This is a genomic window from Streptomyces sp. R28 (assembly GCF_041052385.1).
GTDB lineage: Bacteria > Actinomycetota > Actinomycetes > Streptomycetales > Streptomycetaceae > Streptomyces.
The window spans coordinates 8,156,018-8,172,310 of record NZ_CP163439.1 but is presented as its reverse complement, the minus strand read 5'-3'; the positions used below and the strand labels follow the sequence as shown (position 1 = coordinate 8,172,310).

Below are 16,293 nucleotides of genomic sequence, written 5' to 3'. Positions count from 1 at the left end.
TTGCGCGTACTACTGACCGGACACCAGGGCTATCTGGGCACCGTGATGGCCCCGGTGCTCACGGCCGCCGGGCACGAGGTCGTCGGTCTTGACGCCGGCCTGTTCGCCGACTGTGTGCTGGGCCCGACACCCGCCGACCCGCCGGGTCATCGGGTGGACCTGCGCGACGTCACGGCCGAACACGTGGCCGGGGTCGACGCCGTGATCCACCTGGCCGCGCTCTCCAACGACCCGCTGGGCTCGCTGGCGCCGGAGCTCACCTACGACATCAACCACCACGCGTCCGTACGCCTTGCCCAACTGGCCCGCGATGCCGGAGTGCGGCGCTTCCTGTACGCGTCGACCTGCTCCGTCTACGGCGCCGCCGGCGGCGACGACCTGGTGGCCGAGGACGCCCCGCTGCGCCCGGTGACGCCGTACGCGGAGTCCAAGGTGCGGGTGGAGGACGACCTGCACGAGCTCGCCGACGGCGACTTCACCCCGGTGTTCATGCGCAACGCCACCGCCTTCGGCTACTCACCCCGGCTGCGCGCCGACATCGTGCTGAACAACCTGGTGGGCCACGCGCTCCTGACCGGCGAGGTGCTGGTGCTCTCCGACGGCACCCCCTGGCGCCCGCTGGTGCACGCCGCCGACATCGCACGGGCCTTCACGGCCGCGCTGACCGCGCCGCGGGAAGCGGTGCACGACCAGGCGTTCAACATCGGCAGCGAGATCAACAACGTAACGGTCGCCGAGATCGCCGAGCAGGTCGCCGAGGCGGTGGCCGGCGCGAAGGTGAACATCACCGGGGAGAACGGCGCCGACCCGCGGTCCTACCGGGTGGACTTCTCCCGGTTCCGCGCGGCGATCCCCGGCTTCGACTGCGAGTGGACGGTGAAGCAGGGCGCCCTCGACCTCGCCGACGCCTACCGGCAACACGGGCTGACCCGCGAGGCGTTCGAGCAGCGCTTCACCCGCCTCGCCGTGCTGCGCGCGGCGTCCGAGGCCGGCGCCGTCGACGACACCCTGCGGTGGCGCCCGTGACCACGACCGGCGAAGAGATGTACGCACTGGTGGAGCGGCTGTACCCGCTCTGCCGGAGCATCACCGGCGACGGTGTGCGCGCCACCCTCGACATCGTCGGCGAGTACATCCCGCTGCAGGTGCACGAGGTGCCGACCGGGACGCAGGTGCTCGACTGGACGGTGCCGCAGGAGTGGAACATCCGGGACGCGTACATCGCCGACTCCACCGGACGCCGGGTCGTCGACTTCGCCGAGTCCAGCCTGCACGTGCTCGGCTACAGCCTGCCGGTGTCGGCGACGATGCCGCTCGCCGAGCTGCGCGAACACCTGCACACCCTGCCGGACCACCCGTCCTGGGTGCCGTACCGCACCAGCTACTACAAGCCGGAGTGGGGGTTCTGCCTGGCCCAGGACACCTTGGACGCGATGCCGGACGGCGAGTACGAGGTGCGCATCGACTCCACCCTCGCCGACGGCCACCTCACCTACGCCGAGCACGTCGTCCCCGGGCAGGTCGCCGACGAGGTGATCGTCTCCTGTCACGTCTGCCACCCGTCGCTGGCCAACGACAACATGGCCGGCGTCGCGGTGGCGACGTTCCTGGCCAAGGCGCTGGCCGAGCAGACGCCGTACTACACCTACCGGTTCATCTTCGCGCCCGGCACCATCGGGGCGATCACCTGGCTGGCCCGCAACGCGGAGCGGGTGGAACGGGTCAAGCACGGCGTCGTGCTGGCCTGCGCCGGCGACCCGGGGCAACTGACGTACAAACAGAGCAGACGCGGCGACGCCGAGATCGACCGGGTGATGCGGCACGTGCTGACCGCCTCCGAACGCCCGCACCGGGTCGCCGAGTTCACTCCGTACGGCTACGACGAGCGGCAGTTCTGCTCACCCGGGTTCGACCTCGGCGTGGGCTCGCTCAGCCGGACCCCGTACGCCGGCTACCCCGAGTACCACACCTCGGCGGACAACCTGGACTTCGTCTCCACGGAGGCGATGGCGGACACGCTCGCCGTCTGCCGCGAGGCATTCGCCGTGCTTGACCGCAACCGCCAGTACGTCAACCTCAGCCCGTACGGCGAACCACAGCTGGGCCGACGCGGGTTGTACGACGCGCTCGGCGGCCGCAGCGACACCAAGCAGGCCCAGATGGCCATGCTCTGGGTGCTCAGCCTCTCCGACGGTGAGCACAGTCTGCTGGACGTCGCCGAGCGGTCCGGGCTGCCGTTCGACGCCGTCGCCGTCGCGGCCGGCGCCCTGCACGACGCCGGGTTGCTCAAGGCATGAAGCGGATGACCACCGAGGGGGAGAGAACGACGACACCGGCCGGATCCGCCAAGCGGGCCCTCGTCGGCCGGCTGTCCTGGGGACTGGCCGACCAGGCGGCCTCCAGCATGACCAACTTCGCGGTGGGCATCTACGTGGCCCGCTCGCTGGGGGTGACCGCGTTCGGCGTGTTCAGCCTCGCCTGGGTGACCTACGGCGTGGTGCTCAACGTCTCCCGCGGGCTGGCCACCGATCCGCTCGTGGTGCGCTTCAGCGGCGTGTCGGACGCGTCCTGGCGCGGGGCGGTGGCCCGGTCGTCGGGTACGGCGCTCGGCGTCGGTGCCGCCCTCGGCGCGGCGTGTCTGGTGGTCGGGCTCGGTCTCGGCGGCCGCGTGGGGCCCGCGTTCGCCGCCCTTGGCGTCATGCTGCCGGGGCTGCTGCTGCAGGACGCCTGGCGGTTCGCGTTCTTCGCCGCCGGCACCGGGCGGAAGGCGTTCGTCAACGACGTCGTGTGGGGCGTCGCGCTCGTCCCGGCCATGATCATGGCGGCCCGGGTGGGCAGCGTGGCCGCTTTCGTGCTCGCCTGGGGCGCGTCCGCCACGGTGGCGGCGGGGTACGGCTACATCCAGTCCGGTATCCGGCCCCTGGTGACCGGGGCGCGCGGGTGGCTTCGCGAGCAGCGCGATCTCGGCTACCGGTACCTGGTCGAGAACGTCAGCCTCAGTGGCGCGAGCCAGCTGCGGGCGTACGGGCTCGGCGCGATCGTCGGGGTCGGCGCGGTGGGTGCGGTCCGGGGCGCCGAGCTCCTGCTCGGCCCGTTCCTCGCCGTGCTGATGGGCCTTTCGCTGGTCACCGTCCCGGAGGCGGCACGGGTGCTGCGACGGGCCCCGCACCGCCTCGGCTCGTTCTGCCTCCTGCTGGGCGGCGGGCAGGCCGCCGCCGCACTCCTCTGGGGCGGGTCGCTGCTGCTGATGCCGGACCGGCTCGGCGAGTTCGTGCTCGGCGGCGTCTGGCACTCCGCCGCACAGCTCATCGTGCCGGTCACCCTCGGCGTCGCCGGCGCCGGCCTCGGCACCGGCGCGGCGGCCGGGCTGCGCGCGCTCGGCGCGGCCCGGCGCAGCCTGCGCTCCCAGCTGTTCGCCTCCGCCTGCTATGTCAGCGGCGGGCTCGGCGGGGCGGCCGTCGCCGGCACGGTCGGCTCGGCCTGGGGCGTCGCCGCCGCGACCGTCAGCGGCTCGGCCGTGTGGTGGCTGCACCTGCGGTCCGCCCTGCGCGAGCGCCACCAAGACCCCATTCGCGAAGTGAGGACGCCATGACCGCCCATCCCCGGCTGAGTATCGGCCTGCCCGTGTACAACGGCGAGGAGTACCTGGCCGAGTCGCTCGACGCCCTGCTCGGCCAGACCTACGAGGACTTCGAACTGGTCATCTCCGACAACGCCTCGGCCGACGGGACCCAGGACATCTGCCGCGAGTACGCCGCGCAGGACTCGCGCATCCGGTACATCCGGCTGACCCGGAACATCGGCGCCGCGCCCAACCACAACTACGTGTTCACCGAGTGCCGCGGCGAGTTGTTCAAGTGGGCCTCGCACGACGACCTGTACGCCAGGGACCTGTTGCTGCGCTGCGTCGAGGCGCTGGACGAGCGGCCGGACGTGGTCCTCGCGCACTCCGACCAGGCGGTCATCGACGGCGACGGCCAGGTGAAGGTCCCGTACGAGTACGGGATCGCCACCGACTCGCCGCACGCGCCGGAGCGCTTTCGCAGTTTCCTGTTCGAGCCCGGTGGCGACGACTTCTACGGGGTGATGCGGGCCGACGTGCTGCGCCGGGTGAAGCCGCACGACAGCTACCACCACGCGGACCGCACGTTCGTCGGCGAGATCACCCTGCACGGGCCCTTCCACCAGGTGCCGGAGCTGCTGTACTTCCGCCGCGACCACCCCACCCGCGCCGAGCGGGCGAACCCTTCCAAGCGCTCCCGGTGCGTCAACCTGGACCCGCGCCGGGCGGGCCCGCTGCACCCGACGCCCCGGCTGCTCGCCGAGTACGTCTGGGGCTTCGTCTCGGCGATCCGGCGGGCGCCGCTGTCCCCGGCCGACCGGCGCGCGTGCTACCGCCACCTGGCCGCATGGATGACCAGCCGGGCTCGGCCGGGCGCCGGCGAGCGGGTCGAGGACCGCGCCCCGGTCGACCCGGACGGGCTCACCGTCTCCGTCGACGCCCTCGTCGCCGGCCGTGAGGGGAGGCGCGCATGACGGCTGCGGACGAAACTCCGGTGCGTGTCGGGGTGTTCGGCCTGCTCGGCTCCGGCAACCTCGGCAACGACGGGTCACTCGAGGCCATCCTCGGGTACCTCCGCGCCGAGCACCCGGAGGCGGTCGTGGACGCGCTGTGCGGCGGACCCGAGGTGGTCACGAGCCGGTTCGGGATCCCCGCGACACGGCTGCACTGGTACCGCGGGGAGTACCGGACCGCGTCGCGGGCGGGCGCGATCGTGGGCAAGGGTCTGGGCAAACTCGTCGACGTATTCCGCACCGCCGCCTGGGTGCGCCGGCACGACGTGGTGATCGTGCCGGGCATGGGCGTCCTGGAGGCCACGCTGCCGCTGCGGCCGTGGGGCTTCCCGTACTCGCTGTTCCTGCTCTGCGCGTCCGGCCGGCTGCTTCGCACCCGGGTCGCGCTGGTCAGCGTCGGCGCCGCCGAGATCGGCAACCGGCCGACCCGGGCCCTGGTGCGCTGGTCGGCTCGGCTGGCCGCGTACCGCTCGTACCGGGACGCCCCGTCCCGCGACGCGATGCGGGCGATGGGCGTGGACACCACGCGCGACGAGGTCTACCCGGACCTCGCGTTCGCCCTGCCTACGCTGCCGGCGAGTGCGCCCCGGGGCCCGTCGGGCACGGTCTGCGTCGGTGTCATGGACTTCCACGGCAGCGACGACGACCGCGCCCGGGCCGATGAGATATACCGGCGCTACCTCGACGGGACGATCCGGTTCGTCCGCGCGCTGGTCGAGGAGGGCAGGCCGGTCCGGCTCCTCACCGGCGACGAGTGCGACGCGTCGGTGGTCGCCGCGATCCTCGACGCGGTCGACTCACCGCTGGTCACCGCGGCCGAACCGGCCTCACTGGCCGACCTGATGAACGAGATGGCGGCCGCCGACACCGTGGTGGCCGTCCGCTACCACAACCTGATCTGCGCGCTGAAGACCGCAACGCCCGTGCTCGCCCTCTGCTATGCGACGAAGAGCGACGCGCTCATGGACGGGATGGGCCTCGGCGCGTTCTGCCACCCGGCGCGCGAGGTCGACGCCGACCGGCTGCTCGAACAGTTCCGGGAGCTGGAGAAGCGCTCGGCGGAGCTGCGGCAGACCCTCACCGAGCGGAACCTGGCCGCCGCCCGGCAACTGGAGCACCAGTTCACCGCCTTGACCGAGGCCCTGTTCCCGGCGACCGACCCCACCCACACCCTGCGGAAGGCTCCATGAAAGCGACCGAAGTCCCGGAGATCGCCGGCGCGTACCTCTTCGAGCCGACACCGTACGCCGACGAGCGCGGCTTCTTCTGCCGCACCTTCGACGCCGCCGTGGTCCGCTCGGTGGGCCTCGACCCGCACGCCTTCGTCCAGGACAGCGTGTCCCGCTCGGCCCGGGGCGTGCTGCGAGGCCTGCACCTGCGCTCCGGCGCCGGCGAGGCCAAGCTGGTGCGATGCTCGTACGGCAGGATCTTCGACGTCGTCGTGGACCTGCGGCCGGACTCGCCGACGTACCTGGGCCAGGCCTTCTTCGAGCTGTCCGACGAGACGCAGGCGACCCTGTACATCCCGGCGGGGTGTGCGCACGGCTTCCAGGCGCTGACCGAAACCGCCGACACCTCGTACCGGATCGACCGCCTGCACGATCCGGCCGAGGACGTGACGATCGCCTTCGACGATCCGGAGCTCGCCATTGACTGGCCGCTGCCGGTCGCATCGATGTCCCAGCGGGACCGGGAGGCGCCGAGTCTCGCCGAGGTCCTGAAGCACAAGGAGAGTTGAGGTCGGCGTGGACACCGAAGACACCGGAGAGTTCCTCCTGCCCCGGTCGCGGATGGCGAACAAGCGGCTGCACGCCCTGATCCCCGGGGGCGCGCACACGTACGCCAAGGGCGACGACCAGTACCCCGAGGACCTGGCCCCGGTCATCAGCCACGGCCACGGCGCCCACGTGTGGGACATCGACGGCAACCGCTACATCGAGTACGGCTCCGGCCTGCGGTCGGTCAGCCTCGGCCACGCCCACCCACGCGTGACCGAGGCGGTGCGGCGCGAAATCGACCGCGGCAGCAACTTCGTGCGGCCGTCCATCGTGGAGGTCGAGGCCGCGGAACGCTTCCTGGCCACGGTGCCGACCGCCGAGATGGTGAAGTTCGCGAAGAACGGCTCCGACGCCACCACCGCCGCGGTGCGCCTGGCCCGCGCCGCCACCGGGCGCCCGCGGGTCGCCCTCTGTGCCGACCATCCGTTCTTCTCCGTCGACGACTGGTTCATCGGCACCACGCCGATGTCCGCCGGCATTCCGGCGACGACCAACGAGCTCACCGTGGCGTTCCCCTACGGGGACCTGGCCGCCACGGAGGAGTTGCTCACCCGGTACCAGGACGAGGTCGCCTGCCTGATCCTCGAACCCGCCACCCACACCGAGCCACCACCCGGGTACCTCGCGGGCCTGCGCGAGCTGGCCGACCGGCACGGCTGCGTACTGATCTTCGACGAGATGATCACCGGTTTCCGCTGGTCCGAGGCGGGCGCCCAGGGCCTGTACGGCGTCGTCCCCGACCTCTCCACGTTCGGCAAGGCGCTGGGCAACGGGTTCGCCGTCTCCGCGCTGGCAGGGCGCCGCGACCTGATGGAGCGGGGAGGACTACGCCACTCCGGCGAGCGGGTGTTCCTGCTGTCCACCACGCACGGTGCGGAAACGCACTCACTGGCCGCCGCGATGGCCGTGCAGACCACCTACGTCGAGGAGGGCATCACCGCCCGGCTGCACGCCCTCGGCGAGCGGTTGGCCGCCAGTGTCCGCGACGCCGCGGCCGGCATGGGCGTCGGCGACCACATCGTCGTCCGGGGCCGGGCCAGCAACCTTGTCTACGCCACCCTCGACGAGAACGGGCAGCCGTCGCAGGAGTACCGCACGCTGTTCCTTCGCCAACTCCTCGCGGGCGGGGTGCTGGCCCCGTCGTTCGTGGTGAGCAGCGCGCTCAGCGACGCCGACATCGATCACACCGTCGACGTGGTGGCCCAGGCATGTGCGGTGTACCGCAAGGCACTGGACGCCGCCGACCCCACCCCCTGGCTGGCCGGGCGACCGGTGAAGCCGGTATTCCGCCGCTTGGCGTGACGTCACCTGCGTGACGTCACCGGCGTGACATGACGTGACGTGACGTCAGCGACGCTCGCGCCGACCGGCGTCGGCCGTCCGATCGGCCATGCGGTCGGCCATGCGGTCGGCCATGCGGTCGGCCATGCGGTCGACCAGCCACGCGGTCGCCGGTATCACCGCCAGCGCGGTGCACCAGCCGCCGAGGGCGTCAGTCGGGTAGTGGGCGCCCAGGGCGACCTGCGCCCAGCCCATGGCGGCGCCGGCAACCAGCGCCGCGGCGAGCACGAGTGACGTGCCGGCCGTCCTGCCGAGGCCGAGCCGGCCGGTCACGAGCAGCGCCAGCACGAGGGCCAGCGCGGTGAGGAAGGCGGTGTGCCCGCTCGGGTAGGACAGGTTGTCGTCGCCGTGGATGGTGCGTCCCACCAGGGACTTGAGCAGCGTCGCCGTCCCCACGGTCAGGGCGGCGCCGGCGACGACGAGCACCGCTGCGCGAGGACGCCGAAGCAGCAGGCAGCCCGTCACGGTGGCCACGACCAGCGTCGCCGCTCCGGCGGGCTCCCCCAAGAAATCCGTGGCCAGCGCGACGTACCGCCACGGCGGCCGCACACTGTCCGCCGTCGGCTGGACGATCCACGCGTCCACCCTGCCCGGCTCGCTGTGGCCGGCGTACAAGACTCCGAGCACGACGACCACCAGCGCGGCGAGGGCCGCGATCAGCCCGAGCCACGCGCGCAGCGACGGGGCCAGCACGGCGGGCGCCGACCGGCCGTTCACACGCCCACCGCGTCCGGTCGGCCCGCGGTGCTTCGCGGTGATCGGCAGATGGTGTTCCGGATCTTGACTCCTTGAGGCAGGCTGAGGGTGCGGCCCTTCATCCGACCGGTGCACAGCCATGAATCAGCGGCTCCCTCGTCTGCCACGCGCAGCACATCGCACACACGTCAAGCGCGAACTGGGCCGGGCCGACTTCCAGGCCCGCTCCGGCGAAGCGATCCAACCCCACTGACGCCGGTCGACCTGGCCTTCGGCTCCCGATGGCACCAACTCCCCACCAACAAGCCCCTACTTGCCACCCTAACCAACGATGCGGTCGCGGCAAACGCCGTCGAGATGTCCGCGTGTCACCGAAAACGCGATCGTGAGGAAGATCCCAGGTCAGGGACCAGCAGCGCCCTGTCCCTGCGAGCGGCACCACACCGACCGGAGCCGTGGAACCCGGCGCCCACCCGACGCGGCAGGCGGGCATGCTCACCGCCTGAAACAACACCCAACAGGCCGGAACGCCCGCCAGTTGGACGGACGAGCCGTCATGAAATGCCGAGGCCAACACAGCGATAACCGGCAACTGAAAGTTGCCAGATGCACCCACCGACGTCTGACCGCGTTTTCGCGACCACCCCTATGTCGAATTGTGCAATCTCTCCAACACCCCCTACAACTCAGGGGTTGTGCCCGTTCGCCACAGCCCGGCAGGCTGGCTCGCGTATTCCATTTGCCGTGCGGGCAGGCGCGACCGCTCTTCTCGACCGGCAGCACGAAAGGACATCGGGTGACCGCGAACCTCACCGACACCAGCCTGTGGATCCGCAGATTCCACCCGGCCCAAGACGCGCCGGCGAGGCTCCTGTGCCTGCCGCACGCCGGAGGCTCCGCGCCGTTCTACTTCCCGGTCTCGCAGGCGCTCTCGCCCGGGATCGACGTGCTCGCCGTCCAGTACCCCGGCCGTCAGGACCGCCGCACCGAGCCGTGCATCGAGTCCCTCCCCGAACTTGCCGATGCGCTGGTCGAGCAGGTCCTGCCGTGGACCGACCGGCCGCTCGCGCTCTTCGGCCACAGCATGGGCGCCTCGCTCGCCTTCGAGCTCGCCCTGCGCCTGGAGCAGCGGGGAACGGTGCCGCTGGTGGTGTTCGCCTCCGGCCGGCGCGCGCCGTCCCGGAGTCGGGACGAGACCGTCCACCTGCGCGACGACGACGGCATGGTCGCCGAACTGCGCGCGCTCAGCGGCACCGACGCCCAGGTGTTCGGCGACGAGGAGCTGCTGCGCATGGTGCTGCCCGCGATCCGCAGCGACTACAAGGCGGCTGAGACCTACCGGCACACGGCCCGCGCCCGCCTCGCCGCCCCCATTCACGTGCACGTGGGCACCGACGACCCGAAGGCGACCCTCGACGAGGCGCGCGCATGGGGTGAGCACACGGAGAGCGAATTCGAGATGCACACCTATCCGGGCGGGCACTTCTATCTGAACAACCATGCACCCCGTGTCATATCCGCGATTTCTCAGCAGATTTCTTCGCTGCTTCCTCAACAGGGGTGAACCTGGGTGAAGCTCGGGGCCGGAACGGGAGCGGGTGCACCGCCGTACGGCGGTGCACCCGCTCCCGTTCCGGCCCCGAGGATCCGTCGGCCGCGAACCGTGTCACTCGGCGAGCTTGGCGCCCCCCACCCAGACGAAGACCCGCAGCTGCACGCCGTCGCGGGTCTCGCTCTCGGGGGTCGGCTCGAAGTGTTCGTAGCGGTTGCCCCGCAGCAGCTTCAGCTTTTCGTCCGGGTCCTCCACGTAACGGATGCGCTGATCATCCGTCAGATAGGGCGAGATGCCACCCCGGAGAATCACATTCGGTTCGGCGGTATTCATACGGTTTCCCATCCTTAAAGGCCGCTGTCAACAGACGAGCCGCTCGCAACCGACAACGCGATCGCTGTCACCACGAGACCGTTTCCGGTAATCCACCGCCCCGTGATCTCCCGGGGGAAATCCTGTGCACTCCGCACATGAGAGAGCAGCCGCGCGGAGAACGTGCCGCCCACCGGATCGAAGTCGATCACCGCGTCCTCGAATTCCAGCGGCCGACGAGTGAGGGGGTACCAGGTCTTGTAGACGCTCTCCTTGGCGCTGAAGAGCGCTTTGTCCCAGCGCACTTCGGGAACATCACCGAGCAGTTCCTTGATCGTGACCTGCTCCTCGGGGAGCGCCACCGCCTCCAGGACGCCGTCCGGCAGCGGCAGGTTTGGCTCCGCGTCGATGCCCACCGAGGCCAGCTCGGAGATCCTGCCGACGGCCGCGGCACGGTAGCCGCGACAGTGGGTGATGCTGCCCCTGACCGAGCGTGGCCAGACAGGAGCCCCTCTGGATCCTTGGAGAACGGGCTGTGGGACGGAGTGTCCGAGGCGTGCCATCGCCTGGCGCGCACAGTACCTTCCGGAGGTGAATTCACGGCGTCGTGATTCCACCGAGTCACATATGAGAGCCTCTTCCTCAGGGAAAAGCGTGGCCTCCGCCGGATCCTCGAACGTTTCGTACGAAGCGACCTGAGTCGGCAGTATCTTCCCAAGCATTGACTCAAGCATTGGATTTCCTTAGGGAGCGATTTCGAGCAGCGTATTTGTCGCCCCATCGAGGGCGGTACCCCTATGCCACCCCTGCATTCCCCGATACCTGTTCTGTCCTACTCGCCCATGCTGCATGCTCGGCGGAGGCGATCCGCCGACGCGGCCGACCAGGAGGAGTTGTCAAGTGACCATGACCCACAGGCGGATCGAGGTCGCGCTCGGCGAACGCTCGTACGCCGTCCGCATCGGCCCGGGGGTACGCCACACGCTCCCCGAGGTCGTCGCCGAACTCGGCGCCAGGCGGGTCGCCGTGGTGTCCGCGCGACCGGCGGACTGGGTGCCCGATCCCGGCGTGCCCGCCCTGATGCTCGCGGCCAGGGACGGCGAGGAGGACAAGACGCTGGCGACGGTGGAGGAACTGTGCCGCCGCTTCGCCGACTTCGGCCTGACGCGGTCGGACGCCGTCGTCTCCTGCGGCGGTGGCACGACGACCGACTCGGTCGGTCTCGCCGCCGCGCTCTACCACCGCGGCGTCCCAGTGATCCATCTGCCGACGTCGCTGCTGGCGCAGGTGGACGCGAGCGTCGGCGGCAAGACCGCAGTGAACCTGCCCGAGGGGAAGAACCTGGTCGGCGCGTACTGGCAGCCCAAGGCCGTGCTGTGCGACACCGACTATCTGGAGACGCTGCCGGACCGGGAACGGGTCAACGGCTACGGCGAGATCGCCCGCTGTCACTTCATCGGCGCGGGCGATCTGCGGTCGCTGCCACTGCACGAACAGATCGCCGCGAGCGTGGCGCTCAAGGCGTCGGTCGTGACCGCCGACGAGCGGGACTCGGGCCGCCGCCACATCCTCAACTACGGCCACACACTGGGCCATGCGCTGGAGCGGGCGACGGACTACGCGCTGCGGCACGGCGAGGGCGTCGCCATCGGCACGGTCTTCGCGGGCCGGCTCGCGGGAGCGCTCGGCCGGATCGACGCGGCGCGCGTCGCCGAGCACCTGGACGTCGTACGCGGCTACGCGCTGCCCACCGAGATTCCCGCCGGACTCGACCCGGCCCGGCTGATCGCTCTGATGCGGCTCGACAAGAAGGCCACGAGCGGTCTGTCGTTCGTCCTGGACGGCGCCCGCGGCCCCGAGCTGGTGCACGACGTCCCGGAGGCGACCGTCGCCGAGACCCTGGCCTCGGTGACCCCCTAAGTCCCCCCTGGACACCCCACACTTGGCGACGCGCGGACCTGTGCCGCCCTTCGGCAGGGCACGGTGTGACCACTAGGGAACACTGCCGGCCCCTGCTGGGCGCCGGTCCGAGCACGCGGGGTGCATCGTGAGCAGACTGCTTCTCCTCAACGGGCCCAACCTGGGCATCCTCGGCCACCGCGAGCCCGAGGTGTACGGGAAGGCGACTCTGGCCGACATCGAGGCGGCCGTCGCGGAGGAGGTGAAGGAGAACGGCTGGGACGTGGTGTCCGTCCAGCGCGAGTCGGAGGGCGAGCTGATCCAGGCCATCCAGAGCAACTACGACACCGTGGGCGCGATCGTGAACCCCGGCGCCCTGATGATCGCCGGCTGGAGCCTGCGGGACGCGCTCGCAAGCTACCCGCGCCCCTGGATCGAGGTCCATCTGTCCAACGTGTGGGCGCGGGAGCAGTTCCGGCACGAGTCGGTGATAGCGCCACTGGCCAGCGGGATCGTCGTGGGGCTCGGGGCGTACGGGTACGAACTGGCGGCCCGCGCCCTGCTGAGCCTGACGAAGGACTGACCCGTCCGGGCGGCACCACATGAGTACGGGGGTGGACTCACAGTGGTGAAGGGGCGCCCGGACGGGAGTGCGGGGGATGCTCCGCGAGGTCCGCGGAACTTCAGAGGGAGCTCGGCCTGCCGAGCCGTGCGGTGAGCCGCTTGGCGTACGCCTTGCTGAACTGCACGACCGCGATCAGCATCCCGACCAGCAGTCCCGTGCCCAGCAGCGGCACGCTGTCGACCGGCAGCGTGTACGCCATCACCACGCGGGCCACGGCGTCGATCAGGAACGCGGCTCCCCATGCGGCGGTCATCAGGCGCATGGCCTTGCGGAACTCCGGCGAGTTCTCCCAGTCCTCGCGCCAGGACCGCGCGGTGGCTTCCGGGAGGATCTGGATGGTCGCCGCGTAGAGGAAGGGCCGCTTGGCCAGCAGGGTGCTGAGCATCCAGAGGCCGACGAGCGCGGTGAAGTAGCTCTCCCTGGCCAGCACCAGTCGGGGGTCTCCGGTGAGCAGCGACACCAGCGTGCTGGTGACGATGATGCTCAGGGAGAAGAGCGTCGGCCGCTCCACCCTGCGCTCTCTCACCACCTGGTACACGAGGCGGGCCAGGGGCAGGGCGCCGCTGATCACCAGGGCGAGCCACTGGTTCATGCCCAGCATCCGCAGGCCGTAGTAGAGAAGGAGCGGCAGCGTGATGTCCAGGGCGGCGACCTTGATCAGCATGGCGCGCGGGCTGCGTTCCTTGCCCTGCGGTGCGGCTGGGGGCGCGGTCTTCTCCGCCCGCGGCTCCGTGCCGGCCTGCGTCGCGCCGTCCGTCCGCCGTGGCCGTTGCGGCAGTTCTGTCGCCACTGTGACCTCCTTCCCTGTCGTGCCCTGCCGTTCCGTGCTTGCTTCGTTCCTCAAGCTATGTGCGGGGTGGGGCCGTCCGGAATGCAGTCACGAGCACAGTGGGGGTGCAGAAAACTGCACCCCCACCGGCGCTTCCCGGGCCGTGCCAGACTGGGGATCCCTGCGGACTGCGGAGGTGCGGTGACCGGCGACGTCAGACCTGCCGTCGGCTCCTGGCCCCACCGGCACGGACCCGCGCCGGCCCGCGGGGCGGCACTGGCCGCCCTCTCCGTCGTGGGGCTGCTGTGTTTCCTGCCGATGGCCGTGGCGGCCGCGCTCGGCGCCGGCGGCATCGTGCTGCGCCTGCGCCGGCTGCCGCTGCTGCGCCGCCGTCTTGCCGGCGCCTGGTCCGGGGTGGAGATCCCCGCGCCGTACGCACCGTCGGTGTCGGCCCCGCAGCCCCGCGAGGGCGGCTGGTACCGCCAAGGCAGGCGGCTGTACGCGTCCGACAGGACCGCCCTGCGCAAGCGGCAGGCCCGGCAGATCACCCGGGACCGGGCCACGCTGCGGGATCTGGTGTGGCTGCTGGTCGACCCCCTGCTGGGTGCGCCGGTGGCGCTGCTGCCCGCCGCTCTGATGGGCTGCGGACTGGTGGGGCTCATGGCTCCGCTGTGGTGGCAGGTGTCCTGGCCGGCGCTCGGCGCGGCGGTACTCGGTGTGCCGCTGGTGCTCCTGGGCTTTGCCGCGGGGCCTCGGGCGCTGCGGACGCACGGCCGCCTGACGAAGTTCCTGTTGTCGCCCGGCGGCGTGCCGGATGGTCCCGGGGCGGGCTGGTGGACGCGGCGAGCCGCTCAGGGCCTGGGGGCGGCCGTTTTGCTGTGTCTGCTCGCGCTGTGCGGATTCCTGCTGGCCCTGCTCCAGCTGATGGCGCTGGTCCTGTCGGTGCCCATGGGGCTCGTGCCCGTCTTCGCCTGGGCGGTCGAGCCGAGCCGGAGGCTGACCGGCGTGTGGCGGGGGCTGTTGCGCGAGTGGGCCGGGGTGGACATCCCCGCGCCGTACCGGCCGAGGCCCGACCCGCCGGCCCAGCGGGCGGACGGTCATTACGCGTACGGCCGTCACCTGCACAGCAATCCGACCCTGCCGAGGTGGCTGACCACGCGCCGTCGGCTGCTCGGCGACCCCGCGACCTGGCGGGACCTGCTGTGGCTGCTCCTCAACCCGTTCGTGTGCGCGGTGCTGCTGCTCGGGCCCGCGGCCGTGGTCGCGCTGGTGGTGGCGTGGGGTGCCGGCGGGCCGGGCCTCGTGCTCGCTGTGCCGCCCGCGGTGCTCGCCCTGTGGGTGACCCCGTACGCCCTGCGCGGCCAGGCCGCGTGGAGTGCGCTGCTGCTCACACCGACCAGGAAGTCCCAGCTCGCCCTCCGCGTCGAGCAGTTGACCGCGACGCGGGCGGAGGCCTCCGGCGTCCAGGCCGCCGAGCTGCGCAGGATCGAGCGGGATCTGCACGACGGTGCCCAGACGCGGCTGGTCGCCATCGGCATGACCCTGCGGGCCATCGAGCGGCGTCTGAACGGGCAGTCGCCCGAGCTGCTCGACATGGTGGCCGAGGCCCGTGAGAACTCGGCCGCGGCCCTCGCCGATCTGCGCGCGCTGGTGCGCGGGGTGCACCCGCCGGTGCTGGCCGAGCGGGGACTCGCGGACGCCGTGCGCGCCCTGGCGCTCGCGCATCCGCTGACGGTGGACGTGAGCGTCGATCTGCCGGGCAGGCCGGCGCCGCCCGTGGCGGCGTGCGCGTACTTCTCGGTCAGCGAGGCGCTGGCCAACGCCGCCAAGCACTCGGGCGCCGAGCGTGTTCGGGTCGTCCTGCGCCATACGGCGGGCGCGCTGTGGATCACCGTGACCGACGACGGCAGCGGTGGCGCGGATCCGACGCGGGGCAGTGGGCTGCGGGGGGTCCAGCGGCGGCTCGCTACCTTTGATGGTCTGCTGGACGTGACCTCCCCTCCCGGTGGCCCCACCACCTTGACCATGGAGTTGCCGTGCGTGTTGTCCTCGGCGAGGACCAGTACCTCCTCAGAAAAGGACTGACCCATCTACTGCAGGACCACGGCTTCGAGATGACCGCCGTGGTCGACAACGGCCCTGATCTGCTGGCGGCGTTGCTCGAGCACCGGCCCGATGTGGCGCTGGTCGACGTGCGGCTGCCGCCGACCTTCACCGACGAAGGGCTGCGGGCGGCGCTCGCGGCCCGCAAGGAGCTGCCCGGACTGCCGGTCCTGGTGCTTTCGCAGTACGTGGAGCAGCTGTACGCGCGCGAGCTGCTCGCGGACGGCCGGGGCGGGATCGGCTATCTGCTCAAGGACCGTGTCTTCGACGACGACGAGTTCATCGGCTCGGTGCGCCGGGTGGCGGCCGGCGGCACGGCCATGGATCCCGAGGTGGTGGCCCAGCTGGTCCGCCCCGGCGGACCGCGCAGCCCGCTGTCGGCGCTGACGGAGCGGGAGCGGGAAGTGCTCACGCTCATGGCGGAGGGCCGGTCCAACAGCGCGATCTCGGAACGGCTGTTCCTCAGCGACAGCGCGGTGAGCAAGCACACGGCCAGCATCTTCGCCAAGCTGGACCTGCCGCAGTCCAACCATGACAACCGGCGAGTGCTGGCCGTGATCGCCTATCTCAACAACACCCATGACGCGCAGGAGTAGAGCGCGGTGACACGGGCATAAGGGCAGATGGGAGAAACCTGTCCGTA

Annotated in this window: 16 protein-coding genes; 12 read left to right on the top strand and 4 right to left on the bottom strand. The window is 71.3% G+C overall.

From position 1 onward, the window contains the following. From AB5J49_RS35830 to AB5J49_RS35800, 7 genes are read left to right on the top strand one after another with little or no spacing between them, the layout of a single operon-like run. The gene (locus AB5J49_RS35830) at window positions 1-1,026 is read left to right on the top strand and encodes an NAD-dependent epimerase/dehydratase family protein (RefSeq protein WP_369172999.1); all 1,026 of its coding nucleotides are present in this window, start codon (window positions 1-3) and stop codon (window positions 1,024-1,026) included. Next, the gene (locus tag AB5J49_RS35825; protein ID WP_369172998.1) at window positions 1,014-2,297 is read left to right on the top strand and encodes a DUF4910 domain-containing protein; all 1,284 of its coding nucleotides are present in this window, start codon (window positions 1,014-1,016) and stop codon (window positions 2,295-2,297) included. The genes AB5J49_RS35830 and AB5J49_RS35825 overlap by 13 nt, the downstream gene beginning before the upstream one ends. Window positions 2,298-2,302: 5 nt before the next feature. Beyond that, the gene (locus AB5J49_RS35820; protein ID WP_369175367.1) at window positions 2,303-3,592 is read left to right on the top strand and encodes a hypothetical protein; all 1,290 of its coding nucleotides are present in this window, start codon (window positions 2,303-2,305) and stop codon (window positions 3,590-3,592) included. Continuing rightward, window positions 3,589-4,536: a glycosyltransferase family 2 protein gene (locus tag AB5J49_RS35815; protein WP_369172997.1), complete on the top strand. Its 948-nt coding sequence runs from the start codon at window positions 3,589-3,591 to the stop codon at window positions 4,534-4,536. The genes AB5J49_RS35820 and AB5J49_RS35815 overlap by 4 nt, the downstream gene beginning before the upstream one ends. Next, complete coding sequence (locus tag AB5J49_RS35810) at window positions 4,533-5,765, top strand: polysaccharide pyruvyl transferase family protein (protein ID WP_369172996.1); 1,233 nt, start codon at window positions 4,533-4,535, stop codon at window positions 5,763-5,765. The genes AB5J49_RS35815 and AB5J49_RS35810 overlap by 4 nt, the downstream gene beginning before the upstream one ends. Beyond that, on the top strand, window positions 5,762-6,313 hold the full coding sequence (rfbC, locus tag AB5J49_RS35805; protein WP_369172995.1) for a dTDP-4-dehydrorhamnose 3,5-epimerase: 552 nt from the start codon (window positions 5,762-5,764) through the stop codon (window positions 6,311-6,313). The genes AB5J49_RS35810 and rfbC overlap by 4 nt, the downstream gene beginning before the upstream one ends. Before the next feature lie 7 nt (window positions 6,314-6,320). Continuing rightward, complete coding sequence (locus AB5J49_RS35800) at window positions 6,321-7,655, top strand: glutamate-1-semialdehyde 2,1-aminomutase (protein WP_369172994.1); 1,335 nt, start codon at window positions 6,321-6,323, stop codon at window positions 7,653-7,655. Window positions 7,656-7,700: 45 nt separating this feature from the next. On the opposite strand, the gene AB5J49_RS35795 is transcribed toward AB5J49_RS35800, so the two are convergent. After that, the gene (locus AB5J49_RS35795; RefSeq protein ID WP_369172993.1) at window positions 7,701-8,411 is read right to left on the bottom strand and encodes a phosphatase PAP2 family protein; all 711 of its coding nucleotides are present in this window, start codon (window positions 8,409-8,411) and stop codon (window positions 7,701-7,703) included. 775 nt (window positions 8,412-9,186) lie between these two features. Between AB5J49_RS35795 and AB5J49_RS35790 the strand changes: the two genes are divergently transcribed. Beyond that, complete coding sequence (locus tag AB5J49_RS35790) at window positions 9,187-9,954, top strand: thioesterase II family protein (protein WP_369172992.1); 768 nt, start codon at window positions 9,187-9,189, stop codon at window positions 9,952-9,954. A gap of 102 nt (window positions 9,955-10,056) precedes the next feature. Here AB5J49_RS35790 and AB5J49_RS35785 read toward each other — a convergent pair whose 3' ends face one another. Further along, window positions 10,057-10,275, bottom strand: a complete 219-nt coding sequence (locus AB5J49_RS35785; protein ID WP_369172991.1) for a DUF5988 family protein — start codon at window positions 10,273-10,275, stop codon at window positions 10,057-10,059. 14 nt (window positions 10,276-10,289) lie between these two features. Then, window positions 10,290-10,988, bottom strand: a complete 699-nt coding sequence (locus tag AB5J49_RS35780; protein ID WP_369172990.1) for a 4'-phosphopantetheinyl transferase — start codon at window positions 10,986-10,988, stop codon at window positions 10,290-10,292. A gap of 172 nt (window positions 10,989-11,160) precedes the next feature. Here AB5J49_RS35780 and AB5J49_RS35775 point away from each other — a divergent pair, with 172 nt between their 5' ends. Both AB5J49_RS35775 and AB5J49_RS35770 read left to right on the top strand, forming a co-directional pair. Then, a complete protein-coding gene (locus AB5J49_RS35775; RefSeq protein WP_369175366.1) occupies window positions 11,161-12,174 on the top strand; it encodes a 3-dehydroquinate synthase in 1,014 nt (337 codons plus the stop codon). 127 nt (window positions 12,175-12,301) lie between these two features. Then, the gene (locus AB5J49_RS35770; RefSeq protein ID WP_369172989.1) at window positions 12,302-12,736 is read left to right on the top strand and encodes a type II 3-dehydroquinate dehydratase; all 435 of its coding nucleotides are present in this window, start codon (window positions 12,302-12,304) and stop codon (window positions 12,734-12,736) included. Window positions 12,737-12,836: 100 nt separating this feature from the next. On the opposite strand, the gene AB5J49_RS35765 is transcribed toward AB5J49_RS35770, so the two are convergent. Then, window positions 12,837-13,568 (bottom strand): VC0807 family protein, encoded by a 732-nt coding sequence (locus AB5J49_RS35765; protein WP_369172988.1) that lies wholly within the window; start codon window positions 13,566-13,568, stop codon window positions 12,837-12,839. A 180-nt stretch (window positions 13,569-13,748) separates the two neighbouring features. Here AB5J49_RS35765 and AB5J49_RS35760 point away from each other — a divergent pair, with 180 nt between their 5' ends. Together AB5J49_RS35760 and AB5J49_RS35755 are read left to right on the top strand one after the other, a co-directional pair. After that, entirely contained in the window at window positions 13,749-15,632 is a 1,884-nt protein-coding gene (locus AB5J49_RS35760; RefSeq protein WP_369172987.1) for a sensor domain-containing protein, read from the top strand. Continuing rightward, window positions 15,584-16,246, top strand: a complete 663-nt coding sequence (locus tag AB5J49_RS35755) for a LuxR C-terminal-related transcriptional regulator (protein WP_369172986.1) — start codon at window positions 15,584-15,586, stop codon at window positions 16,244-16,246. Before AB5J49_RS35760 ends, AB5J49_RS35755 begins: the two co-directional genes overlap by 49 nt. Window positions 16,247-16,293: the final 47 nt, after the last annotated feature.

Coding starts and splice junctions, on each gene's coding strand:
- AB5J49_RS35820 (WP_369175367.1), top strand. CDS start 2,303: ATGACCACCGAGGGGGAGAGAACGACGACACCGGCCGGATCCGCCAAG.
- AB5J49_RS35815 (WP_369172997.1), top strand. CDS start 3,589: ATGACCGCCCATCCCCGGCTGAGTATCGGCCTGCCCGTGTACAACGGC.
- AB5J49_RS35810 (WP_369172996.1), top strand. CDS start 4,533: ATGACGGCTGCGGACGAAACTCCGGTGCGTGTCGGGGTGTTCGGCCTG.
- rfbC (WP_369172995.1), top strand. CDS start 5,762: ATGAAAGCGACCGAAGTCCCGGAGATCGCCGGCGCGTACCTCTTCGAG.
- AB5J49_RS35785 (WP_369172991.1), bottom strand. CDS start 10,275: ATGAATACCGCCGAACCGAATGTGATTCTCCGGGGTGGCATCTCGCCC.
- AB5J49_RS35780 (WP_369172990.1), bottom strand. CDS start 10,988: ATGCTTGAGTCAATGCTTGGGAAGATACTGCCGACTCAGGTCGCTTCG.
- AB5J49_RS35775 (WP_369175366.1), top strand. CDS start 11,161: ATGACCCACAGGCGGATCGAGGTCGCGCTCGGCGAACGCTCGTACGCC.